25 protein-coding genes are annotated in these 21,888 nt (G+C 60.2%); 11 read left to right on the forward strand and 14 right to left on the reverse strand.

Annotation, left to right across the window (positions count from 1 at the left end):
* Positions 1 to 100: 100 nt before the first annotated feature.
* Entirely contained in the window at positions 101 to 1,774 is a 1,674-nt protein-coding gene (locus tag NTD84_RS10570; RefSeq protein WP_262165063.1) for a DEAD/DEAH box helicase, read from the reverse strand.
* Between the two features lie 431 nt (positions 1,775 to 2,205).
* On the opposite strand from NTD84_RS10570, the gene NTD84_RS10575 reads away from it, so the two are divergent.
* On the forward strand, positions 2,206 to 2,997 hold the full coding sequence (locus tag NTD84_RS10575; protein WP_262165064.1) for a crotonase/enoyl-CoA hydratase family protein: 792 nt from the start codon (positions 2,206 to 2,208) through the stop codon (positions 2,995 to 2,997).
* Positions 2,998 to 3,110: 113 nt separating this feature from the next.
* On the opposite strand, the gene NTD84_RS10580 is transcribed toward NTD84_RS10575, so the two are convergent.
* Positions 3,111 to 3,866, reverse strand: a complete 756-nt coding sequence (locus tag NTD84_RS10580) for a spermidine synthase (protein WP_262165065.1) — start codon at positions 3,864 to 3,866, stop codon at positions 3,111 to 3,113.
* A gap of 136 nt (positions 3,867 to 4,002) precedes the next feature.
* Here NTD84_RS10580 and NTD84_RS10585 point away from each other — a divergent pair, with 136 nt between their 5' ends.
* Positions 4,003 to 5,349 (forward strand): class II 3-deoxy-7-phosphoheptulonate synthase, encoded by a 1,347-nt coding sequence (locus NTD84_RS10585; protein WP_262165066.1) that lies wholly within the window; start codon positions 4,003 to 4,005, stop codon positions 5,347 to 5,349.
* A 108-nt stretch (positions 5,350 to 5,457) separates the two neighbouring features.
* Here NTD84_RS10585 and NTD84_RS10590 read toward each other — a convergent pair whose 3' ends face one another.
* Together NTD84_RS10590 and NTD84_RS10595 are read right to left on the reverse strand one after the other, a co-directional pair.
* A complete protein-coding gene (locus NTD84_RS10590) occupies positions 5,458 to 6,687 on the reverse strand; it encodes a winged helix-turn-helix domain-containing protein (RefSeq protein WP_262165067.1) in 1,230 nt (409 codons plus the stop codon).
* 64 nt (positions 6,688 to 6,751) lie between these two features.
* Complete coding sequence (locus NTD84_RS10595) at positions 6,752 to 6,967, reverse strand: DUF1127 domain-containing protein (RefSeq protein WP_262165068.1); 216 nt, start codon at positions 6,965 to 6,967, stop codon at positions 6,752 to 6,754.
* Between the two features lie 96 nt (positions 6,968 to 7,063).
* Here NTD84_RS10595 and NTD84_RS10600 point away from each other — a divergent pair, with 96 nt between their 5' ends.
* Positions 7,064 to 7,918: a LysR substrate-binding domain-containing protein gene (locus tag NTD84_RS10600; protein WP_262165069.1), complete on the forward strand. Its 855-nt coding sequence runs from the start codon at positions 7,064 to 7,066 to the stop codon at positions 7,916 to 7,918.
* On the opposite strand, the gene NTD84_RS10605 is transcribed toward NTD84_RS10600, so the two are convergent.
* Complete coding sequence (locus tag NTD84_RS10605) at positions 7,908 to 8,642, reverse strand: sulfite exporter TauE/SafE family protein (protein ID WP_262165195.1); 735 nt, start codon at positions 8,640 to 8,642, stop codon at positions 7,908 to 7,910. The two genes, NTD84_RS10600 and NTD84_RS10605, sit on opposite strands and share 11 nt — an antisense overlap.
* A gap of 125 nt (positions 8,643 to 8,767) precedes the next feature.
* Here NTD84_RS10605 and NTD84_RS10610 point away from each other — a divergent pair, with 125 nt between their 5' ends.
* From NTD84_RS10610 to NTD84_RS10620, 3 genes are all read left to right on the forward strand, one after another.
* Entirely contained in the window at positions 8,768 to 9,724 is a 957-nt protein-coding gene (locus tag NTD84_RS10610) for a LysR family transcriptional regulator (protein ID WP_262165070.1), read from the forward strand.
* 69 nt (positions 9,725 to 9,793) lie between these two features.
* Positions 9,794 to 10,255: a MarR family winged helix-turn-helix transcriptional regulator gene (locus NTD84_RS10615; protein ID WP_262165071.1), complete on the forward strand. Its 462-nt coding sequence runs from the start codon at positions 9,794 to 9,796 to the stop codon at positions 10,253 to 10,255.
* Positions 10,256 to 10,516: 261 nt separating this feature from the next.
* Positions 10,517 to 10,936 carry an organic hydroperoxide resistance protein gene (locus NTD84_RS10620; RefSeq protein ID WP_262165072.1) on the forward strand — a complete coding sequence of 140 codons (420 nt, stop codon included), beginning with the start codon at positions 10,517 to 10,519 and terminating at the stop codon, positions 10,934 to 10,936.
* Positions 10,937 to 11,104: 168 nt separating this feature from the next.
* On the opposite strand, the gene NTD84_RS10625 is transcribed toward NTD84_RS10620, so the two are convergent.
* Positions 11,105 to 11,674 (reverse strand): elongation factor P, encoded by a 570-nt coding sequence (locus tag NTD84_RS10625; RefSeq protein WP_007943632.1) that lies wholly within the window; start codon positions 11,672 to 11,674, stop codon positions 11,105 to 11,107.
* A gap of 48 nt (positions 11,675 to 11,722) precedes the next feature.
* Positions 11,723 to 12,865 carry an elongation factor P maturation arginine rhamnosyltransferase EarP gene (gene earP, locus NTD84_RS10630; RefSeq protein WP_262165073.1) on the reverse strand — a complete coding sequence of 381 codons (1,143 nt, stop codon included), beginning with the start codon at positions 12,863 to 12,865 and terminating at the stop codon, positions 11,723 to 11,725.
* Between the two features lie 124 nt (positions 12,866 to 12,989).
* Here earP and NTD84_RS10635 point away from each other — a divergent pair, with 124 nt between their 5' ends.
* Together NTD84_RS10635 and NTD84_RS10640 are read left to right on the forward strand one after the other, a co-directional pair.
* The gene (locus NTD84_RS10635) at positions 12,990 to 13,400 is read left to right on the forward strand and encodes a hypothetical protein (protein ID WP_262165074.1); all 411 of its coding nucleotides are present in this window, start codon (positions 12,990 to 12,992) and stop codon (positions 13,398 to 13,400) included.
* A 2-nt stretch (positions 13,401 to 13,402) separates the two neighbouring features.
* Entirely contained in the window at positions 13,403 to 13,885 is a 483-nt protein-coding gene (locus NTD84_RS10640) for a transcription elongation factor GreAB (RefSeq protein ID WP_262165075.1), read from the forward strand.
* 9 nt (positions 13,886 to 13,894) lie between these two features.
* Here the strand turns inward: NTD84_RS10640 and cysB are convergent, their stop codons facing one another.
* The 5 genes from cysB to NTD84_RS10665 form a co-directional block, all read right to left on the reverse strand.
* Entirely contained in the window at positions 13,895 to 14,869 is a 975-nt protein-coding gene (cysB, locus tag NTD84_RS10645; protein WP_008148549.1) for an HTH-type transcriptional regulator CysB, read from the reverse strand.
* Positions 14,870 to 14,981: 112 nt separating this feature from the next.
* Positions 14,982 to 15,485 (reverse strand): universal stress protein, encoded by a 504-nt coding sequence (locus NTD84_RS10650; protein WP_262165076.1) that lies wholly within the window; start codon positions 15,483 to 15,485, stop codon positions 14,982 to 14,984.
* A gap of 95 nt (positions 15,486 to 15,580) precedes the next feature.
* Positions 15,581 to 16,486, reverse strand: coding sequence for a 5'-nucleotidase (locus NTD84_RS10655; protein ID WP_262165077.1), 906 nt, complete (start codon positions 16,484 to 16,486; stop codon positions 15,581 to 15,583).
* A gap of 25 nt (positions 16,487 to 16,511) precedes the next feature.
* On the reverse strand, positions 16,512 to 17,468 hold the full coding sequence (locus NTD84_RS10660; RefSeq protein ID WP_262165078.1) for a putative 2-dehydropantoate 2-reductase: 957 nt from the start codon (positions 17,466 to 17,468) through the stop codon (positions 16,512 to 16,514).
* Complete coding sequence (locus NTD84_RS10665) at positions 17,465 to 17,851, reverse strand: thioredoxin family protein (RefSeq protein ID WP_262165079.1); 387 nt, start codon at positions 17,849 to 17,851, stop codon at positions 17,465 to 17,467. The genes NTD84_RS10660 and NTD84_RS10665 overlap by 4 nt, the downstream gene beginning before the upstream one ends.
* Between NTD84_RS10665 and NTD84_RS10670 the strand changes: the two genes are divergently transcribed.
* Both NTD84_RS10670 and NTD84_RS10675 read left to right on the forward strand, forming a co-directional pair.
* Entirely contained in the window at positions 17,850 to 18,293 is a 444-nt protein-coding gene (locus NTD84_RS10670; protein WP_262165080.1) for a PilZ domain-containing protein, read from the forward strand. The two genes, NTD84_RS10665 and NTD84_RS10670, sit on opposite strands and share 2 nt — an antisense overlap.
* A 162-nt stretch (positions 18,294 to 18,455) precedes the next feature.
* Positions 18,456 to 19,532 (forward strand): 3-deoxy-7-phosphoheptulonate synthase, encoded by a 1,077-nt coding sequence (locus tag NTD84_RS10675; protein WP_262165081.1) that lies wholly within the window; start codon positions 18,456 to 18,458, stop codon positions 19,530 to 19,532.
* Positions 19,533 to 19,592: 60 nt separating this feature from the next.
* Here the strand turns inward: NTD84_RS10675 and NTD84_RS10680 are convergent, their stop codons facing one another.
* On the reverse strand, positions 19,593 to 19,880 hold the full coding sequence (locus NTD84_RS10680) for a GNAT family N-acetyltransferase (protein ID WP_008057026.1): 288 nt from the start codon (positions 19,878 to 19,880) through the stop codon (positions 19,593 to 19,595).
* Positions 19,881 to 20,519: 639 nt separating this feature from the next.
* Here NTD84_RS10680 and oprI point away from each other — a divergent pair.
* Positions 20,520 to 20,771 carry an outer membrane lipoprotei OprI gene (gene oprI / locus NTD84_RS10685; protein ID WP_003199355.1) on the forward strand — a complete coding sequence of 84 codons (252 nt, stop codon included), beginning with the start codon at positions 20,520 to 20,522 and terminating at the stop codon, positions 20,769 to 20,771.
* A 123-nt stretch (positions 20,772 to 20,894) separates the two neighbouring features.
* Here the strand turns inward: oprI and NTD84_RS10690 are convergent, their stop codons facing one another.
* Complete coding sequence (locus tag NTD84_RS10690; RefSeq protein WP_262165082.1) at positions 20,895 to 21,866, reverse strand: L,D-transpeptidase family protein; 972 nt, start codon at positions 21,864 to 21,866, stop codon at positions 20,895 to 20,897.
* Positions 21,867 to 21,888 lie beyond the last annotated feature (22 nt).

Below are 21,888 nucleotides of genomic sequence, written 5' to 3' on the forward strand. Positions count from 1 at the left end.
GCATGCTCGCTCCTACAGGAGGAGAGGCGAAGCGCAGGCAAAAAAAATCCCCGAACCAGTCGGGGATTTTTTATGTTCGATCAATCAGCCCGAGAGCGGATCAATCTTCGCGATAGCGACGCAGCTTCAACTGCTTACCGGCGACGCGAGTGTCCTTCAGCTTGGTCAGCAGACGCTCCAGACCATCTTCCGGCAGCTCGACGAGGCTGAAGCTGTCACGCACCTGGATGCGACCGATCGCTTCGCGGGCCAGGCCGCCTTCGTTGAGGATCGCGCCCAACAGGTTCTTCGCGGCGATACCGTCACGCGCACCCAGCGCAGTACGGCAGCGAGCACGACCTTCGGCCAATGGAACCGGAGCACGACGCTCACGATCACCACGGTCCGGACGATCACCGGTACGCTCTGGACGATCGCCACGCGGTGCGTTGTTCGGCACCAGTGGACGCTCTTTCTCGATCGCCGCCAGGGTCAGCGCCTGACCGTTGGTAGCTTTGCGCAGCAGGGCAGCGGCCAGGGCACGCGGGCTGCAACCGATGTCGGCGGTCAGGCGATCCAGCAGATCACCGTGGGTCGATTCGGCATCGCCAACCAGCGGCGACAGGCTGTTGGTCAGTTTCTTGATGCGGGCATCGAGAACGGCCTGAGCATCCGGCAGACGGACTTCGGCAACTTTCTGACCGGTTACACGCTCGATCACTTGCAGCATGCGGCGCTCACGTGGAGTCACCAGCAGCAGTGCACGACCTTCGCGACCGGCACGGCCAGTACGGCCGATACGGTGAACGTAGGATTCCGGATCGTACGGCATGTCAACGTTGAACACGTGAGTGATACGCGGAACGTCCAGGCCACGTGCGGCAACGTCAGTCGCCACAACGATGTCCAGACGACCATCCTTGAGGGATTCGATCACGCGCTCACGCTGGTTCTGGGCAATGTCACCGTTCAGCGCAGCGGCTTTGTAGCCTTTGGCTTCCAGGGCACTGGCCAGGTCCAGGGTCGCTTGCTTGGTGCGCACGAACATGATCAGGGCGTCGAAGTCTTCGACTTCCAGCAGGCTCAGTACAGCCGAGGTCTTCTGGTCAGCGTGAACCAACAGGTGAGCCTGTTCGATCGCGGTAACGGTCTGAGTCTTGGTCTGGATCTTCACGTGCTGCGGATCACGCAGGTGACGTTCAGCGATCGCACGGATCGACTGCGGCAGGGTCGCCGAGAACAAAACGGTCTGACGGGTAGCAGGCAGGGCCTTGAAGATGACTTCGAGGTCGTCCATGAAACCCAGTTTGAGCATTTCGTCGGCTTCGTCGAGAACCAGGTGGTTCACGGTGGCCAGGACTTTTTCGTCGCGACGCAGGTGGTCGCACAGACGGCCCGGGGTGGCGACAACGATCTGTGCGCCGTTACGGATGGCTTTCAGTTGTGGGCCCATCGGGGCACCGCCGTAAACGGCCACAACGGTAACGCCCGGCATTTGCTTGGCGTAGGTTTCGAAAGCGGTTGCTACTTGCAGCGCCAACTCACGGGTTGGCGCCAGGATCAGGGCTTGCGGCTCGCGCTTCGCAGGATCGATGCGGTGCAGGATCGGCAGGGCGAACGCAGCGGTTTTACCCGTACCGGTTTGCGCCTGACCAATCATGTCGTGACCGGCCATGATGATCGGGATCGATTGCTGCTGAATAGCCGAAGGTTCTTCGTAGCCGGTCGCAATGACGGCTGCAAGAATGTTCGGATTAAGATTAAAAGCGGCGAAGCCGCCGGTTTCCTGGGTCATGGGTCTGCCTCTAAGTGCATCCGCAAAGACCCATGCTCCAAAGCTGCGCATGCCGTGTAAGACTCAAGAGTCGCCCTGGCTGCTTTGTCGGCGGGGATTTGCGAAAACGAATGAATGAAAAAGATTCGTCAAGGGAGAGTCCGCTGTGCGGACGTGCAGCCGAAGCTGACTTCGGGGAATTGCGCTACCTAAACGCGGCCCGGTTAAAGGCCGGCGCGCACTATACCGGAATTCGCCCAAAAAGGGAGCATTATTTGTCGGAAAACTGACGGATACACCGTTGTGTCACACGCTTTGCAGATAATCGTACAACGGTCTATTTTTCAAAGGCCCGGCCCTGCTGGCGATGGCGCTAAAACGGTTCATCCTTGTGACGCAGACCTGCGGTCCTGTAGACCCCATCCCGCCCCTTTCCGCCCGAGGAATTGCACATGAATCAGCCTGCTAGCAGTCGTGTCACCCGTGAGCGACACGGCCATGTCCAGTTGATCGGCCTCGATCGGGTGGCCAAGCGCAACGCTTTCGACCTCGACCTGCTCAACGAACTCAGCCTGGCCTACGGTGAATTCGAAGCCGACAGCGAGGCGCGGGTGGCGGTGGTGTTCGGCCATGGCGAGCATTTCACCGCCGGGCTCGACCTGGTCAATGCCAGCGCGGCGTTGGCCGAGGGCTGGCAGGCGCCGCCCGGAGGTTGCGATCCGTGGGGCGTGTTCGCCGGACCGCGGGTCAGTAAACCGGTGATCGTCGCGGCGCAGGGCTATTGCCTGACCATCGGCATCGAGTTGATGCTGGCCGCCGACATCAACCTGTGTGCGAGCAACACCCGGTTCGCCCAGAAAGAGGTGCAGCGCGGGATCTTCCCGTTTGGCGGCGCCACGTTGCGCCTGCATCAAGTCGCCGGCTGGGGCAACGCCATGCGCTGGTTGCTGACGGGCGATGAATTCGATGCACACGACGCGCTGCATCTGGGGTTGGTGCAGGAAGTCATGGCCAGCGAGGATTTGCTGCCGCGTGCCATCGAACTGGCCGAGCGGATTGCCCGGCAGGCGCCACTGGGCGTGCAGGCGACGCTGATGTCGGCGCGGCAGGCGCGTTATGAGGGGGAGACTGCAGCGGCGCAAGGTTTGCCGCCGTTGGTGAAGAAGTTGTTGGGGAGTGAGGATGCCAGGGAGGGCGTGCGCTCGATGTTGGAGAAGCGGCCCGGTGTCTTCAAAGGGGTTTGAAATTTGTATCGATTATACGGGCCGCTTCGCGAGCAAGCCCGCTCCCACATTGGAATGCAGTTCAAAATGTGGGAGCCAGCCTGCTGGCGATGAGGCCGGTGCGGCCGAAGCAGTTAGGTGGCCGGGCGAATCGCCTTGATCAACGACTGCAACGAATACCCCAACCGCGGTGCCAGCCCTTCAGCCCGGGCCACCAAACCGTCCATGTCCAGTTCCTGATCCAGCTCCGACGGCACGAGCAGAATCACGTTGCCCTCCTTCACCGGCAGCTCCCAGTAATGCCGATGATAGAGCCCGCGCAGCAACGCCGCGCCCAACGGTTTGCCATCGTCGGTGGCCCACTGATTGATCACCAGCCAGCCGCCCGGATTCAGGCGTTTCTGACAGTTTTCCAGAAAGCGCCAGGCCAGATGCCCTGCACCCGGCCCGACATCGGTGTACAGGTCGACGAAGATCAGGTCCGCCGGCTCGGCGGTATCGAGCAACTCGAGCGCATCGCCGACGCGGATGTAAAGGCGCGGATCGTCATCCAGTCCCAGGTATTCGATGGCCAGGCGCGGTACGTCGGGGCGCAGTTCGATGGCCTCGACATCTTCCAGCGGCAGGAACTTGAGGCAGGCCTGGGTCAGCGTACCCGCACCGAGACCAAGAAACAGCGCGCTTTCCGGTTGCTCGTGACACAGCGCGCCGATCAGCATCGCCCGGGTGTAATCGTATTCGAGCCAGCTCGGATCAGCGGTAAACACGCAGCTCTGTTCGATGGCATCACCGAACTCGAGAAAACGGTAATCGGCCACTTCCAGCACGCGAATCACGCCGAACTCGTCATGCACCTCGGCGAGCAGATGCTCGACGCGCTCCTCAGTCATTTCGTCTCCAGATCGTTACCGGGCCTGCCGCAACACGAAGCGGCAAAGGCGCGATTGTCCGCGAAGCGACGGGAACAGGTCACGCACTAATTTGCTGATAACATGAACGCCCGAGCGTAAGACAACCGAGACCGTGATGAGCCAACCCTGGAGCCCTGACAGCTGGCGTGCCCTGCCGATCCAGCAACAACCCGTTTACCCCGACGCCGCGCATGTGCGCCAGGTCGAGCAGACCCTGGCGAGTTACCCGCCGCTGGTGTTTGCCGGTGAAGCCCGGGAATTGCGTCGTCAGTTCGCCGAAGTGACCCAGGGTCGCGCGTTTCTGTTGCAGGGCGGCGATTGCGCCGAAAGCTTCGCCGAGTTCTCCGCGGCGAAAATCCGCGACACCTTTAAAGTGCTGCTGCAAATGGCGATCGTCATGACGTTCGCCGCCGGTTGCCCGGTGGTCAAGGTCGGGCGCATGGCCGGTCAGTTCGCCAAGCCGCGTTCGGCCAATGACGAAACCATCGATGGCGTAACCCTGCCGGCCTACCGCGGCGACATCGTCAACGGCATCGGCTTCGACGAACAAAGCCGTGTGCCGGATCCGGAGCGTCTGCTGCAGTCCTACCACCAGTCCACCGCGACCCTGAACTTGTTGCGCGCCTTCGCCCAGGGCGGTTTTGCCGACCTGCATCAGGTGCACAAGTGGAACCTCGACTTCATCGCCAACTCGGCGCTGGCCGAGAAGTACAGCCACCTCGCCGACCGCATCGATGAAACCCTGGCCTTCATGCGCGCCTGCGGCATGGACAGTTCGCCGCAACTGCGCGAAACCAGTTTCTTCACCGCTCACGAAGCGTTGCTGCTGAACTACGAAGAAGCCTTCGTGCGCCGCGACAGCCTGACCAACGATTACTACGACTGTTCGGCGCACATGCTGTGGATCGGCGACCGCACCCGCCAGCTCGACGGTGCCCACGTCGAATTCCTGCGCGGGGTAAACAACCCGATCGGGGTCAAGGTCGGCCCGAGCATGAACCCGGACGACCTGATCCGCCTGATTGACGTGCTCAACCCGGACAACGATCCAGGGCGTCTGAACCTGATCGCGCGGATGGGCGCGAACAAGGTCGGCGATCATCTGCCGGCGCTGATCCGTGCCGTGCAACGTGAAGGCAAGCAGGTGCTCTGGAGTTCCGACCCGATGCACGGCAACACCATCAAGGCCAGCAGCGGCTACAAGACCCGCGACTTCGCGCAGATCCTCGGCGAGGTGAAGCAGTTCTTCCAGGTTCACCAAGCGGAAGGCACGTATGCCGGCGGGATTCATATCGAGATGACCGGGCAGAATGTCACCGAATGCATCGGTGGGGCGCGGCCGATTACCGAAGATGGACTATCGGACCGGTATCACACCCATTGTGATCCGCGGATGAATGCGGACCAGTCGCTGGAGCTGGCATTTTTGATTGCCGAGACGTTGAAGCAGGTTCGGCGCTGAGCCCTTTAGTTTTGTAGTGCCTGAGCTGACGCCATCGCGAGCAGGCTCGCTCCCACAGAAGCGACTCGGTCAACTGTGGGAGCGAGCCTGCTGGCGATTAAGGACAGCTCAGGCACCCTCAATGTTGGCCAATGCCACCCGCAACCGGTCCCCACTAGCCCGCTGACAATTCAGTTGCACCCGCTCCAGCCCCAACCAGTCCGCCATCCGCCGCAAATTCATCGCCAACGCCAGCATCCCCTCCTCGTCCAGTCCCGGCGCCTCCTCATGCACCGCGTGCACCGCCAAGCGGCCCAACGCTCGCTCGGCACGCAGATCCACCCGCGCGGCAATCCGCTCATGGTGCAAAAAGGGCAGCACGTAATAACCGTAGACCCGCTTGTCCTGAGGCGTGTAAATCTCCAGCCGATAACGAAAGTCGAACAACCGCTCGGTGCGGCTGCGCTCCCAGATCAGCGAATCGAAGGGTGACAGCAAGGCACTGGCCTCGACCTTGCGCAGCACTTTCGGTTCGGGCAGGCAAAACGCCAGTTGCCGCCAGCCCTGGACTTCGCAGGTCTGCAACTCGCCCGCCTCCACCAGCTCCGCCAGGCGCGGACGCGCATCGCCGGGATTCAGGCGAAAGTAATCGCGCAGGTCCTTTTCCGTGGCGACACCCAACGCATTCGCGGCATGCAGCAACAGACCCCGTTGTGCCTCGTCTTCCGCGAGCGATGGCTGCTGCAGGATCGCTGCTGGAATCACCCGCTCCGGCAAATCGTAAAGCCGCTCGAAACCGCGGCGGCCAGCCACGGTCACTTCACCGGCGGCGAACAACCATTCCAGCGCATGCTTTTCCGCGCTCCAGTCCCACCACGGGCCCGCCCGTTCCTGACGGGTCGACAAGCTCCCGGCGCCCAGCGCGCCAAGTTCCTCAACCGACGCGAGCACCCGGTGAATGGTGTCCTGTTGTTCGCGACCGAAACGCGCCAATTGCTGATAGATGTCTTCGCCTCGGGCCGCGCGCAACATGCGCCAGCGCATCAGGGGGTACATCGACAGGGGCAGCAACGACGCCTCATGACCCCAGTATTCGAACAGCGTGCGCCGCCGACCCGAACTCCAGGCAGCCTGGTCGAGCAAGTCGGAAGAATAGTTGCCGAGGCGGGAAAACAGGGGAAGGTAGTGCGAACGCACCAACGCGTTGACCGAATCGATCTGCAAAATACCGAGCCGTTCGATCAGCCGATTGAGCTGTAGTGCTTTAATCGTCGCCGGCGGCTGCCGCCCGTTGAACCCTTGGGCGGCCAGCGCCAGGCGTCGAGCCTGTTTGATGGAAAAGGACAGCGTTGCGGGCATGAGCATCTCCTTGTCTGCTCGCAACCTACCTCACCGGGAGACGGTTTGTGTAGTTGTGGGTTACTCATTTGTGCATCGGGTCATCCCAGAAGGGGCGGACGGTTTCATGCTCGACATCCGCACGACTGATGCCGATATCCTTCAAGGCTTCATCGCTCATGCTCGCCAGCAGCGCGCGTTCGCGGTGCAGTTCGTACCAGCGGGTGATTTTGTGCAGCAGTTCCGAGACGATGTGGACGGAATGTTTTTCCACCTCGACATAACCCTTTTGACCTTTCATCTTGTTGCCCTCCGTTTGGGATGGCTCAAGTGTCGCGCCGGGGCTAAGATCAATCCAACGAATGTTTCTGATGCAATACATCTCGGAGATTGATGAATGTCCGCTTACCCGAGTATCGACACCGAGGTGCTACGCACCTTTGTCGCCATCGCCGATCAGGGCGGTTTCACCCGCGCCGGGGAACTGGTGAACCGCACGCAGTCCGCCGTGAGCATGCAGATGAAGCGGCTGGAAGAGGACGTGTTGCAGCGTCAGTTGTTCCAGCGCGACGGCCGTCAGGTGCGGCTGACCGCAGAAGGCCAGGTGCTGCTGGGGTACGCCCGGCGCATCCTCAAGCTGCACAGTGAAGTGTTCAACACGTTACGCGAACCGCACATGGTCGGCACGGTGAGCATCGGCACGCCGGACGATTACGTGATGCGTTTTCTGCCAGGGATCCTGCGGCGCTTTGCCCAGTCGTATCCGCTGATCCAGATCGAGGTGCACTGCGAATCATCAAAACAATTGCTGATGCGCCAGGACCTCGACCTGTCGATCATCACCCGGGAGCCGGGCAACGAGATCGGCCAATTGTTGCGCAAGGAGCGATTTGTCTGGGCCGAGGCGCAATGCTACAGCGTCCATGAGCAGACGCCGTTGCCGCTGGCGATGTTCAACAGCGATTGTTTCTGCCGGCTGTGGGCCTGTAACGCACTGGACGGTATGGGTCGCGATTACCGCGTGGCCTATAACAGCTCCAGCCTGTCGGCGATCATGGCGGTGGTCAGCGCCGGCCTCGCGGTCACGGCGCAACTGGAAAGCCTGATCACCCCCGACCTGCGGATTCTCGGTGAAGCCGAGGACCTGCCGGTGTTGCCGGAGGCGAGCATCATGTTGCTGCGCAACCTGCACAAGCCGTCGCCGATCACCGAGTGCCTCGCCGAGCACATCGTTGAGGGCTTCAAACTTTAAACGCGAGCATCACCGCACACAGCACCAGGAAACCGCAGAACAGCCCGCGCAGTAGCCGCTCCGGCAGCGCGTGGGCAATCTTCACGCCCCAGCTGATGCTCATCAAACCGCCGACTGCCAGCGGCACGCCGATCAGCCAGTCCACCTGATGGTGCACCGCATAGGTCACCAGGGTTACGCCGGTGCTGGGCAATGCCAGCGCCAGCGACAGCCCCTGGGCAACCACTTGAGTGGTGCCGAACAGGCTGGTCAGCACCGGCGTGGCCACCACCGCCCCGCCCACGCCGAACAAGCCGCCCATGGTGCCCGACGCTGCGCCGAGCACACCGAGCCATGGCCAGGAATAATTCATCTGTGAACTGGCTGGCGAACTGGCGGAGAACATTCGCAGCAGGTTGTAGGCCGACAGCGCGACCAGAAACGCGACAAATCCTGCGCGCATGGTTTGCGCATCAATGCCCACCGCCCAGATTGAACCGACCCAGGCAAAGCAAAAGCCCATCGAAGCCAAAGGCACTGCATGGCGCAACTCGATGCGGTTGCGTTGGTGATAACGCCACAACGCCAGCAGTACATTCGGTACGACCATCACCAACGCGGTGCCTTGGGCGACCTGCTGATCGAGACCGACCAGCACGCCCAGCAGCGGAATGGCGATCAGCCCGCCGCCAATCCCGAACAAACCACCCACGGTGCCAAGGGCAATGCCAAACACCAGGTACATCAAAAACTCGATCACGGCCTATTTCCTTCATTTCAGGCAATTCATCCTACGCAGGCAACGCTGGCGGGGAAACGCACAGCAACGCACAATGGCTATGCCAAATTCGCACAAGCGCTGACGAACTCATGAATCCCAATCAACTGACCGAACAACTGGGCCTGTTCCTCGATGTACTGGAAACCGGCAGTTTTTCCGCCGCCTCCCGCCGTCATCCGTTGACGCCCTCGGCGGTAGCGCGGCGCATCGACAGCCTGGAAATCGCCGTCGGCAGCCAGTTGTTTATCCGCAGCACCCATGCCGTGCGTGCCACCCCGGCCGGACTGGCATTCGCCGAACGGGCACGGCGGATCGTGGCGGAATTGCAACTGGCCCGGGCCGAGGCGGTCTCCCTGAGCAGCGCGCCGGAAGGCCTGATCCGTATCGACGCACCCGCCGCGTTTGGCCGACGGCATCTGGCGCCCGTGATTGCGGATTTCTTGATGCTTTACCCTGGCCTCGATGTGCAGTTGCACCTGATCGACAGTTTTGTCGACATGCAGGGCTTGAACCTGGGCAAGGTCGATCTGGTGCTGCGCGCCGGACAGATGGCCGACACCCGGCTGGTGGCCACGCCGCTGGCAAGCATGGTACGGATCGCCTGCGCCAGCCCCGACTATTTGAAGCGTCGTGGCGTGCCGACTGACCCGGCACAGCTGATTGAACACGACGGGCTGGATTGGGATGGCCTCGCGCCGACCTTCGCCTGGCGTTTCGAGCGTGACGGACAGATGCAGTTACACCGTCCGGCACGCGTGCGCATGAGCGCCAACAATGCCGAGGCCCTGGTCTGCGGCGCCCTGGCCGGGCTGGGTATCGCGCACTTGCCAACCTGGCTGGCCAGCGAATACCTGTTACGCGGTGAACTGCTGCCGCTGTTCTGCGAAAACGGCCTGCCTGCGCCGGAAACCACAGGCATTTACGCTCTGCGCCTGGAGCAGCAGCCCAATTCCCGCAGCCGTCTGTTGCTGGAATACCTGAAGACCCGTTTCAGCCCTGTCCCGCCCTGGGATCTGGCCTTGCACAGTAACCTCGACCGGCACTAGGACAGAATTATCTGGCGCCTTAAACATTCGCCCGCTAGATTCATGAAGATCACAGATCAAGGCTTCAACATGACCACCAAACGCGACACCCAGGATAACTGCGACGACCTGCTGCTGAACAATCAGGCCTGCTTCGCCCTGCATTCCACCTCGTTGCTGATGACCAAGGTCTACAAGCCGCTGCTGCAAGCACTGAACCTGACCTATCCGCAGTACCTGGCAATGATGGTGCTGTGGGAACGGGACGGTTTGACCGTAGGCGAAATCAGCACGCGCCTACTGACCGATCCGGGCTCCTTGACGCCACTGCTCAAGCGCCTGGAAGTCGAAGGCCTGCTCAGCCGCACCCGCAGCCGCGAGGACGAGCGGGTGGTGATTGTCGAACTGACCGAACAAGGCCGGGCCCTGCGGGAAAAGGCGCGGAGCATTCCCCAGTGCATCCTCAGCGCCAGCGGCATGACGCTTGAGCGACTGCAAAAGCTGCAAGCGGAGCTGCAAGTGCTGCGCAGCAATCTGCAGGACAGTCTCTAGCGTTGAATCCTTGTAGGACCAGGCTCGCTGGCGATGGCGGGGTTCACATTCGGCATTCGTGCTGACTGACACGTCGCTATCGCCAGCAAGCCGGCTCCTACAACATTGATTCAGGCCGCTTCGATCAACGTTTGCTTCGCTCATCGATTTTTTCAAAATTTATCTTGCGCACTAAACATTAGCGCGATACATTCACTACGCACTTACTTAGCGCGCAAACATTTAGCGCAGAACATCAAATCCTGAAACGAGGCCTACATCATGCAAACTCTCTACACCGCAATCGCAACCTCCACTGGCGGCCGTGACGGTCGTGCGGTTTCCAGCGACAACATCCTCGACGTCAAACTCGCCACTCCAAAAGAACTGGGTGGTGCTGGCGGCGCTGCAACCAACCCTGAACAGCTGTTTGCCGCCGGTTACTCGGCCTGCTTCATCGGCGCCTTGAAATTCGTCGCCAGCCAGACCAAACGCACCATTCCAAACGACGCCTCGATCACCGCCCATGTCGGCATCGGCCAGATTCCTGGTGGTTTCGGTCTGGACATCGACCTGCACATCAGCCTGCCAGGCCTGGAACACGCCGACGCCCAATCGCTGGTCGACGCCGCCCACCTGGTCTGCCCGTACTCCAACGCCACTCGCGGAAACGTTGATGTGCGTCTGCACGTGACTGTCTAACCCCCCTGTAGGAGCGAGCATGCTCGCGATGAACGCAAGGGCACCGGGAGTATCTGATTTCCCGCGTTATCGTTAACGACCATCGCGAGCCTGCTCGCTCCTACAGAAAACATCGGACACAAAAAAGCCCGACTCAATGGTCGGGCTTTTTCATTCCTGAAGCGGTGCTTATTTAGCACGGCCTTTGTAGGAACCGCCTTCGCGGGTATCGATCTCGATCATGTCGCCGATTTCGATGAAGTCAGCTACCGACAGCTCGGTACCGTTCTTCAGTTTGGCAGGCTTCATCACCTTGCCGGAAGTGTCGCCACGAGCCGAACCTTCGGTGTAGTCAACCTGACGCACGATGGTGGTCGGCAGCTCTACGGAGACCAGACGCTCTTCGAAGAAGATCGCTTCGCAAACATCGGTCATGCCTTCTTCAACGAAAGGCAGAACGGCTTCGATGTCTTCGGCGTTCAGCTCGTACATGGTGTAGTCGGTGGTGTCCATGAACGTGTAGGTGTCGCCGCTGATGAAGGACAGGGTCGCTTCTTTGCGGTCGAGGATCACGTCGTCCAGTTTGTCGTCGGCGCTGTAAACGATCTCGGTCTTGTAACCGGTCAGCAGGTTTTTCAGCTTGGTCTTCATGATCGCGCTGTTACGACCGGATTTGGTGAATTCAGCTTTCTGAACCAACCATGGATCGTTTTCGAGACGGATCACGGTACCGGGTTTCAGTTCTTTACCAGTTTTCATTGCGAATATCCGAATTTGGATGGGATTTACAAAAATCTAGGCCGCGTATCATATCCAACTTTCATAAAACTGTACCAGCGCTGCGGCAAGATCCGCCTGCAAGGCCTGTTCCAGACACCACGCCTCAGCATGTTTTTGCAGCTCCGGCCAGTGTTTGCGGGTCGCCAGCCAGTGGTCGGATACCGGCTGAGCACTATTCCACGCGCGCCAAAGACCGCCGATCGCCTCGGCGGCCGGCACCGAGAGACTTTTTGTGTACAGCGTCAGGAACGCTTCGAGCTTGTCCAGGTGAATATCTTCGTCCTGCCGGTAGATGTGCCAGAGCAGCGGCCGTCCCGCCCATTGCGCACGAACAAACGAATCTTCACCCCGCACGGCATTGAAATCGCAGCTCCACAACAACTGATCGTATTGATCCTGGCGGACGAATGGCAGCACTTGCACGGTCAGAGCCCCGCGCACATGCACGTCACCCGCCGCCAGCCCGACGACACCGAGCCAGCGCTCGACATCACCGAGGATCCGCCCTTCCGGCACCAGCAGATGCGTCGGCATCGACTCGGCGGACATCACATCAAGCCAACTGGCCAGCCCGGCATTTTCATAGGCAAACAGCGAGATCAGTTGCGCGCCCTGCGCCGGATAAATTTCCAGACCTTGCAGGAATTTTTCCTGAGCCTCGCGGCCTTGCTGAAAATGCCGACGTCGCTCAAGCAACCCCCTTTCGCGCAGCAAGCCCCCGGTGCCCGGCTGGAACCCCGGAAAGAAGAAGAACTTCTGCACGCTTTTGTATTTCACCGACGGCAAGCCATGGCAGCCGATGACCCAGTCTTCGGCGCTCAGATAGTCAAGGTTCATCCACAGCGGCGGCTTTTCCCGCGCGGCCATGGCGTCCATATAGGCACTCGGCAGCTGGCAGGCGAAGGCGGCGATCACCACTTCCGCAGCGTCGGTGGATACCCAGTCGGTTGGCCATTGGCGGACTTCGACACCTTCCTGCCATTGCTGCACAGCATTGATGTCTATGTCCGGACAGAGTCGCTCGAAGGCACGCAGGTCATCGACCCACAAGCGCACCGCCAGCGAATGCTCGGCCACCAGTTGGCGGGCCAGGCGCCAGGTCACACCGATGTCGCCAAAGTTGTCGACCACGGTGCAAAAAATATCCCAGCGGGTTTTCAGTTCAGGCATTCCAGGCTCCCGTTGGCAAAGGCGCCGATTGTCCGCATAAATTACCCCGCGCAGAAGGGCCGACGGCGATTAATCTTCATGCGACAATCGCCACTCCCCCGCGACCACCCGCCAGGAGGCAGTCATGCCCTACCGTCCCAACCCGCGCCGGACCTTGCCAGTTCAGCTCAATGCCCTGCAACTGACCGGCAGCATTGCCTTCGGCTTGTGGCTGGGATTCCTCGCCATCGCACTGACTTGCTGGCTCGCTTCGCGGCTGCTGTTCAGCGAGCAACTGGCGCCGGTCGCGCAAGCGGTGGAGCAGCTGGCAAAACCGCCGGTGGTAGCGCAACCGGTGCCGGACATTCCACCGCAGAGCCCACTATTCGACCAGTACGAGGAGAACCTGCGCAAGAACGAGCAGCAGCAACGCCTGGACCAGGCCCGCAGCGCCACCCGCAACCTGGCCAACCCGAAATGCCAGTTCTGGCTGCAACAGGACCAGAACGCGCCGAGCGAAAAAAGCCGCGCCAATGTCCTGCAATTCTGCGATTGATCATGAACAAGCAAATCGTCCACCAACTGATCCTCGACAAGCTGCGAGTCGATCTCGACATCGCCGAGCGTGCCGCGCAAACCGCCTACGAAACCGCGACCCACGAAGAAAACATCGCCGAAAACAAGTACGACACTCTGGGCCTGGAGGCCTCTTATCTGGCGGCCGGGCAAGCCAGGCGAGTGGAGGAAATCAGACAGTCACTGACGCTGTGCCAAAACCTCAGCCTGCGGCCTTACGACGATCAGCGTGGCATCGAAGTCGGCGCCCTGCTCGGCCTGGAAGACGAAAAAGGTCGTGAGCAATGGCTGTTTCTGGCGCCGGACGCGGCGGGTTTGAAGGTCGATCTGGTGGGACAATGGATTACCGTCATCACCCCTCGCTCGCCGCTGGGCAAAAGCCTGCTGGGCAAGCTCGAAGGGGACGAGGTGGAGATTCTGGTGGCGGGCGCTCGGCAACAGTTTTCTGTCACCGAGGTGGTCTGAAACCGCAGATCAGTGAACCGGCAGTTCGACGCCGTCGAACAGCTCTTCCAGTTCCTGCTTGTTGTGGCACTGAATGGCTTTGGCCATGACTTCGCGGGTCAGGTGCGGGGCGAACTTCTCGATGAAGTCGCACATGAAACCACGCAGGAAGGTGCCGCGACGGAAACCGATTTTGGTGATGCTGGATTCGAACAGATCGCTGGCATCGAGCATGACCAGGTCGCTGTCGAGTTTGGCGTCAACCGCCATTTTCGCGACGATGCCCACGCCCAGACCCAGGCGTACGTAAGTCTTGATCACGTCGGCGTCGGCGGCGGTGAACACCACTTTCGGGGTCAGACCGCGATGGCTGAAGGCTTCGTCGAGTTTCGAACGGCCGGTGAAACCGAACACGTAAGTCACAATCGGGTATTCGGCGAGGGCTTCAAGGGTCAGCTTCGACAGCTTGGTCAGCGGGTGGCCCTGAGGCACGACTACGCAGCGATTCCAGCGGTAGCACGGCATCATCACCAGGTCGCCGAACAGCTCCAGCGCTTCGGTGGCAATGGCGAAATCGACGGTGCCGTCGGCCGCCATTTCGGCGATCTGCATCGGCGACCCCTGATGCATGTGCAGCGCCACGTCCGGGTATTGCTTGATGAAATTGCTGATCACCGGCGGCAATGCATAACGCGCCTGGGTGTGCGTGGTGGCAATCGACAGGGTGCCTTTCTTCTCGTTGGAGAATTCCTGGGCGATCTGCTTGATGCTTTCAACCTTGCGCAGAATCTCGCCAGCGGTGGTGATGATGCGTTCGCCGGCCGGGGTGACGCGAGTCAGGTGCTTGCCGCTGCGTGCGAAAACCTCGACGCCCAATTCGTCTTCCAACAGGCGGATCTGTTTGCTGATACCCGGTTGCGAGGTGTAGAGGCTTTGGGCTGTAGCGGAAACGTTGAGGTCGTGGTGCGCCACTTCCCAGATGTAGCGCAATTGTTGAAGCTTCATATGAATCCCTCAAAGCAGGTAGACGCCACGGGCATCAGCGACGGTATATAACTATATTAATGGTTTGAAGAATAAATCTAGAACTTTTTATCAAAATGCCATTATTCGTGTTCTAGCGGTCCCCTTGACGCCTGCGCTCCACCAGCGGCACCAGATAGACCGGGACCCGAGCCAACTGCAATACCCGCGTGGCGGTCCTGCCCAGAGGCGTTTCCGCGCCAGCGCCATGGCTATGACTACCTACGATCAGCAAATCCACGGAGAGTTTCTGCGCCTGGTCGAGAATCACCTGCGACGGATCGCCCTGGAGCACTCGCACTGCCTGTATCCGCTCCAGGTCCTGCACCCCTTCCTCTCCCAGTTCCTCACGAAAGCTGTCGAGCACACGCTGCTCGATATTGGCGATGACCGTGTTCAGGCCCTGACTGTGAAAATCGTTCAGCGCCTGCTCATCGAGATAACTCTGCAGCACCGATTCGGCAAACAGCCCCATGGGTTCGACGGCGTGCACCACATACAGGTCGGCATTGAATGTTCGAGCCAGCGCCAAGGCATGCTGCATCACCAATGGGGCGTACAGGCCGAGGTCAGTGGCATAAAGCATCGAACGAATCATATGACCTCCTCGAGGGCCAACATGGCGCAGATGTGATTCAGCTTAGCAGTGCCTAGGCGAGTACGACGCCCCGCGTAACACATTGAACCGTCGGCTTAAACCTTATGCTCGTTGCTTATGCCATGGGGCACATGGCCGGTAGCGACCACCTCACGGGCCAGCTCGCAATGACCGGCCTGGTCGTCGAAAAACACGTCGGCGGCAAAGGCTTCGAGGAAGGCGGACTTGGTCAGGCCGCCGAGAAACAGCGACTCATCCAGACGAATGTCCCATTCGCGCAAGGTGCGGATCACCCGCTCATGGGCCGGCGCGGAACGGGCGGTGACCAGCGCGGTGCGGATCGGGCAATCGTCTTCCGGAAATTCACGCTGCAACAAATTGAGCGCCGCGAGAAAACCTTTGAACGGCCCACCGCGCAGTGGCTCGCGGGCACTTTCGCGCTCACTGGCCTGAAACGCCTCCAGGCCGCCCGCCTGATAGACGCGCTCCGATTCGTCGGAAAACAGCACGGCGTCACCGTCGAAGGCGATCCGCAATTCATCGCTCGCGGCACGGCTGGCGCCGCCGGACAATATGGTCGCTGCCGCGAACCCGGCGTCCAGCGCACTGCGCACGTCTTCGGCGTGGGTCGACAGAAACAGGTCGCAACCAAACGCCTTGAGATAGGGATACGGACTGCGCCCGCCGACAAACGCCGCACGGGAGATGGCCAGTCCGTAATGGTGGATAGAGTTGAACACCCGCAGCCCGGTGTCGGCGCTGTTGCGCGACACCAGGATCACCTCGACCCGGGCGCGGCCGAGGCGGGTATTGAGGTTGAGGAGTTTTTGCACCAGCGGGAAGGCATCGCCGGGTTCGAGGATTTCGTCTTCGTGTTCGATCTGGTATTGCCGATAGGCTTCAACGCCGCTCGACAGGTACACCTTGTGGCTTTCGCTCAGGTCGAACAGCGCACGCGAAGAAATCGCCAGCACCAGTTTGTCGTCAATCGTCTTGGCCATGCCCTTCCCCCTCGGGTTGATCGACTCAGGTGTTGCGTCGATCGATAAAACTCAGACTGCGGTACAGCGCTTCGATCCGCGGCAATTCGCGCCCGGCAGCCTTGGCCGCCGCCAATGGGCGGGCGTAAATAGCCGCCAGTTCCAGCGGCCGCTTGTGCAGGAAATCGTGGTACATGCTCGGCCAGTAGTCCGGCATCTTTTCGGTCACGCTCAACAGCTGCTCGGCGTACCCCGCCGGAATATCGTGACCGCAAGCCGCCGCGCCTTGAACCACTTCGGCCATCAAGGCCTTGATCAGTTCCCGACAGTCAACATCGGCCATCAACGGCAGGGTGCTCGCTCCGAGCAGTACCGATAGACCGTTATAAGGGATGTTCCAGACCAGTTTCTGCCAGCGTGCCTGATGCAGGTTGGGCATGGCCTGGGAGTCGATACCGGCGCTGCGGAACAATCCGGCGCCCTCTTCGACGATTGCTTTTCGGGCTTGGTCGTCGGTTGCAGGACCGCTGTGATAGCCCACATTCACCGCGCCGAGCGCCTGATGCGTAACGACGCCTGGCCCCTCGCGATGGACGCAGATAAAGCAGAGCCCGCCAAGGATGTGCAGCGAGTCGGGCAGCAATTCGCGCAGGCTGTCTTCGACGTCCAGGCCATTTTGCAGCAACAGTACTTTGGCATCCGGCGCGGCGGCTTGCAGAATGGCCGGCGCCAGATCGGCGTTGCTGTTGGTTTTGGCGCCGACCAGCAGCCAGTCGCAAGGCGGCATGTCCTCAGCCGACGAATAGGCCTGGACCGGATTCAACGTCAGCGCGCCGTGCACCGCGCTGTCGACTTGTAACCCGCGTTGGGCCACCGCGGAAAATTCGCTGCGCAACAGAAAATGCACATCAAAACCGGCTCGCGCCAGCATCACTCCGTAGAAACCACCGATTGCACCGGTCCCGATAATCCCGATGGTCGGCTTGGCAACTGCACCCGTCATGGCAACTCCTCTGCTGTTCTGGTCAACGCCTGAGCCACCGCCGCATTGAGTTCAGTACGGGTCAGACGCGAATTAAGTGCTCCGAAAAATTCACCGTCACGCACCACAAACAGCGCCGGCAAATGGAAGACCTGATAACGCTCGACCGCCCCGCCATTGTCCGCGGCATCGATCCAGCACAAGCGGTCGACGTGCAGATCGAGCCTTGGCAATTGCTCGCGGGCAAACCGGCAACTGGCGCAGCCGATGCTGGTGAAAATCACCAACGAAACGCCGCTCATCGCCAGCAACCGTTGGTCGGCGTCGAAATCGGTCAATTCCGATTCGACCACTATACTGGGGGAAACAATGTCAGATGGCCGACACATGGAGTCCGTGCTCATGGGACGCTTTATTCCTCATCCTGACGAAGTGCCCGTCGAATTAACGTTGCTCAAACCTGAGTGTATTTCACGGCAACAGCTGCACACTATCAGCCTCGGGGGCATGGCTTGCAATTACCACCGCGCCTGGCGCCACGGCACGGCGCTGGAAGTGCGCATGCCGACCCTGAACCCGGACTTGCGCTATCTGGGCTATGTCGCCTGGTGCCTGCGACGAAAGAAAGGCTACCTCGTCGGCATCGCTTTTGTGGACGAACAGATGATGTTCAGCGCGCGAATGGGTGAGCAAGTGTGTCAGATCGAACGTTACTGCCGCCTGCATAACGCCGATGATGACTTGCAGGAAACCCAGGCGCTGGCCCTCGAGTGGGTCCAGCAGCACGCCGACGAGTTCTCCCATGACACGGTTCGCCGGGCATTTGCTCAGGCCGTACTGGATTAGGGAACGTCATCAATTCGTTGCAAATGCCCGTTAAACCGGCGTCTGCCCATTGTCGAGCCACGGTGTAACGCGATAAGGTTCCGCTCCCCGACGCGCTTAATTTGCTGTGCTCCGCCGCGCGGGTTCGCTGGCGGCCGGCACCCGTGACCTGACGAGTAAACGATGGCTGATTTACCGATCAACGACCTAAACGTCGCCTCCAACGAGACGCTGATCACTCCTGACCAGCTCAAGCGTGACATCCCCCTGAGCGACGCTGCCCTGCGCACCGTCACCAAGGGCCGCGAAGTCATTCGCAACATCCTGGACGGCACCGACCATCGCCTGTTCGTGGTCATCGGGCCTTGCTCGATCCACGACATCAAGGCTGCCCACGAATACGCGGAGCGCCTGAAGGCGCTGGCTGCCGAAGTGTCCGATACCCTGTATCTGGTCATGCGCGTGTATTTCGAGAAGCCACGCACCACCGTCGGCTGGAAGGGCTTGATCAACGACCCGTACCTGGACGACTCCTTCAAGATTCAGGACGGTCTGCACATCGGGCGCCAGTTGCTGCTGGACCTGGCCGAGATGGGCCTGCCGACCGCCACCGAAGCCCTCGACCCGATTTCCCCGCAGTACCTGCAGGACCTGATCAGCTGGTCGGCCATCGGCGCGCGCACCACCGAATCCCAGACGCACCGGGAAATGGCCTCCGGCCTGTCCTCGGCAGTCGGCTTCAAGAACGGCACCGATGGCGGCCTGACGGTGGCGATCAATGCCCTGCAATCGGTTTCCAGTCCGCATCGCTTCCTGGGGATCAACCAGGAAGGCGGCGTGTCGATCGTCACCACCAAGGGCAATGCCTACGGCCACGTGGTATTGCGCGGCGGCAACGGCAAGCCGAATTACGATTCGGTCAGCGTCGCCCTGTGCGAACAGGCGCTGAGCAAGGCGAAGATCAAGCCGAACATCATGGTCGACTGCAGCCACGCCAACTCCAACAAGGACCCGGCGCTGCAACCGCTGGTGATGGAGAACGTCGCCAACCAGATCCTCGAAGGCAACCAGTCGATCATCGGCCTGATGGTCGAAAGTCACCTGAATTGGGGCTGCCAGGCCATCCCGAAAGACCTCGCCGACCTGCAATACGGCGTATCGATCACCGATGCCTGCATCGACTGGTCAGCGACCGAGACCACCTTGCGCAGCATGCACGCCAAGCTCAAGGATGTGCTGCCGAAACGTGATCGCACCTGATCACTTTTCAGCGCACACAAAAACGCCGGGCTTGACCCGGCGTTTTTTTATGCGTTTTTTTTACTGGCTCAGCTTGGCCGCGTGCCGCTGGTGACGCTCCATGTAGCGCTCCACGTAGGAGCATGAAGGAATTACGGTGTAGCCCATTTCCTCAGCGTACTCCAGCGCCTTCTCGGTCAAGGCGGCCGCAATGCCGCGACCACGCAAGGCATTGGGCACGAACGTGCGATAGATATCCAGGGTCTGTTTCCCCAGATCCATATAGGTCAGGTAGGCACGATGACCGTCCACATTGGTCTCGAACTGATGACCAGCCTGGTCATGGTGGATGGACAACGCCTCACTCATCACTACTCCTCGCGGGTCTTAATTCCGACCCCTACCTTACCGATGTTTTTCCGGCGAAGGAACATCTACGCCACCCTGTGCCTGAATGGACACCGAGAAGAGCTGCACCGATCTCGCGCAACCTGGCACGTATCAAATAGTAGGCACCAATGGCAGAAATGCTCAAGGTGCGCTCGTCATCATGCTGGGGTGGCAGGTGCTGCTCCGGGGGTACGCAGGGGCTGCTCGACTGAAATTTCTGGGCGTCGAGCGCCTGAACATTGCCGGATGTTGAGACTTAAGACGAGCGCCCTTCTATTAAGTCACCTCAACTAGGAGAAAGATATGAGAGGTGCTGCGCAAATCCTGAACAAAAGTATAGACGAATCCATCTAGACAGACTTTAGCCAAGACTGGGAAAACTGTCGCGTTGGCCGGGAACTTTTTCATGCCAACTCGCTCTGCGCGGGCCTTGCAGCTGGATATTTTTTAATCAAATGCAAGTAAAAGTTGCCCGAAAAAGAATCAACGCCTACAATTTTTTTTGCTTCCTGCTTTACGTCAGTTTACTTACGACAAGTAATGGGTAGTATGTACGCCGGCTATTTCCTCAGTCTGAGGAGACAGCTACTTAATAGAAAGTCCTTGAAGGGGAACACGATGAACAACGTTCTGAAATTCTCTGCTCTGGCTCTGGCCGCAGTTCTGGCTACCGGTTGCAGCAGCGCATCGAAAGAAACCGAAGCACGTCTGACTGCTACTGAAGACGCAGCTGCTCGCTCCCAGGCTCGTGCAGACGAAGCTTACCGTAAAGCTGATGAAGCTCTGGCTGCTGCTCAAAAAGCACAACAGACTGCTGACGAAGCTAACGAGCGCGCTCTGCGCATGCTGGACAAAGCTAGCCGCAAGTAATAATCCCTCGGGATTGTTATCAAGCCGACCCATTTTTTGGGTCGGCTTTTTTATGATCTGCTGTTTTGCGCAGGCCATAAAAAACCCGCCGATGCGGCCTGCATCGGCGGGTTCGGTCAACCCTTACTGCAGCGGGTCGAGCGGTGCGCTCGATACCATCGGCGCGGAATTGTTCGGCACGGCGATTTCCACCGGCAAACCATCTTCCGCGGCCACTACGTCACGCACCACATCCCAGTTCATGCGCAGGTTGTTGGTAATGTCTTCGCGCTTGAGCATCGCGTTGATCACGGCGGTGTGCTTGTCGACCACCGACGGGTTGCCGTTGTCGTCCAGTGGCGTGTGTGCTTCGAGGTAAACCTTGCCGCCGCTGACGCCGAACTTGTACGGATCGTTGATGATTCGCACCGACGTTCCGACCGGCACCATGCTGGCCATTTCCAGCACGTTGTTATTGAACATGCGGAAGCAGCCGTGGCTGGTGCGCATGCCGATACCGAACTTCTTGTTCGAACCATGAATCAGGTAGCCCGGTGTGCCCAGGCTGAACTTGAACGGCCCCAACGGGTTATCCGGGCCGGCTGGCACCACGTTCGGCAGCGGGTCACCATCGGCGGCGTGCTCGGCCTTGATCGACGCGGGGGGCGTCCAGGTCGGGTTCGGCGTCTTGGCGGTGATGGTGGTGTGGGCGATGGGCGATCCCCAACCCTCACGACCGATACCCAGCGGGAAGGTGTACACCACGTTCCGGCCTTTCGGGTAGTAATAGAGGCGGTATTCCGCGAGGTTGATCACGATCCCCTCACGCGGGCCCGGCGGCAGGATGAAGCGCGTCGGCAGGATGATTTCGGTGCCGGCGCCCGGCAACCAGGCGTCGACGCCAGGGTTGGCCGCGACCATCTCCGTGTAACCCAGGTCATAGGTGGTACCAAGATCGGCGAAGGTATCTTCGTACTTGGCCTTGATCACTTGCACCTGGCCGACGATGTCTTCACCAGGCGGTGGCAGGGGCAACTCCAATGCGGCCACGGGACCTGCCGCACAAAGGGCGGCAAGTGTCAGGCAGCGGGTGACGGCAGGAAAGCGCGGCAACATCCGGAAAATCCTTCGCATGATC

This window comes from Pseudomonas sp. 14P_8.1_Bac3 (assembly GCF_025466085.1).
In the GTDB taxonomy this organism is placed as follows: Bacteria; Pseudomonadota; Gammaproteobacteria; order Pseudomonadales; family Pseudomonadaceae; genus Aquipseudomonas.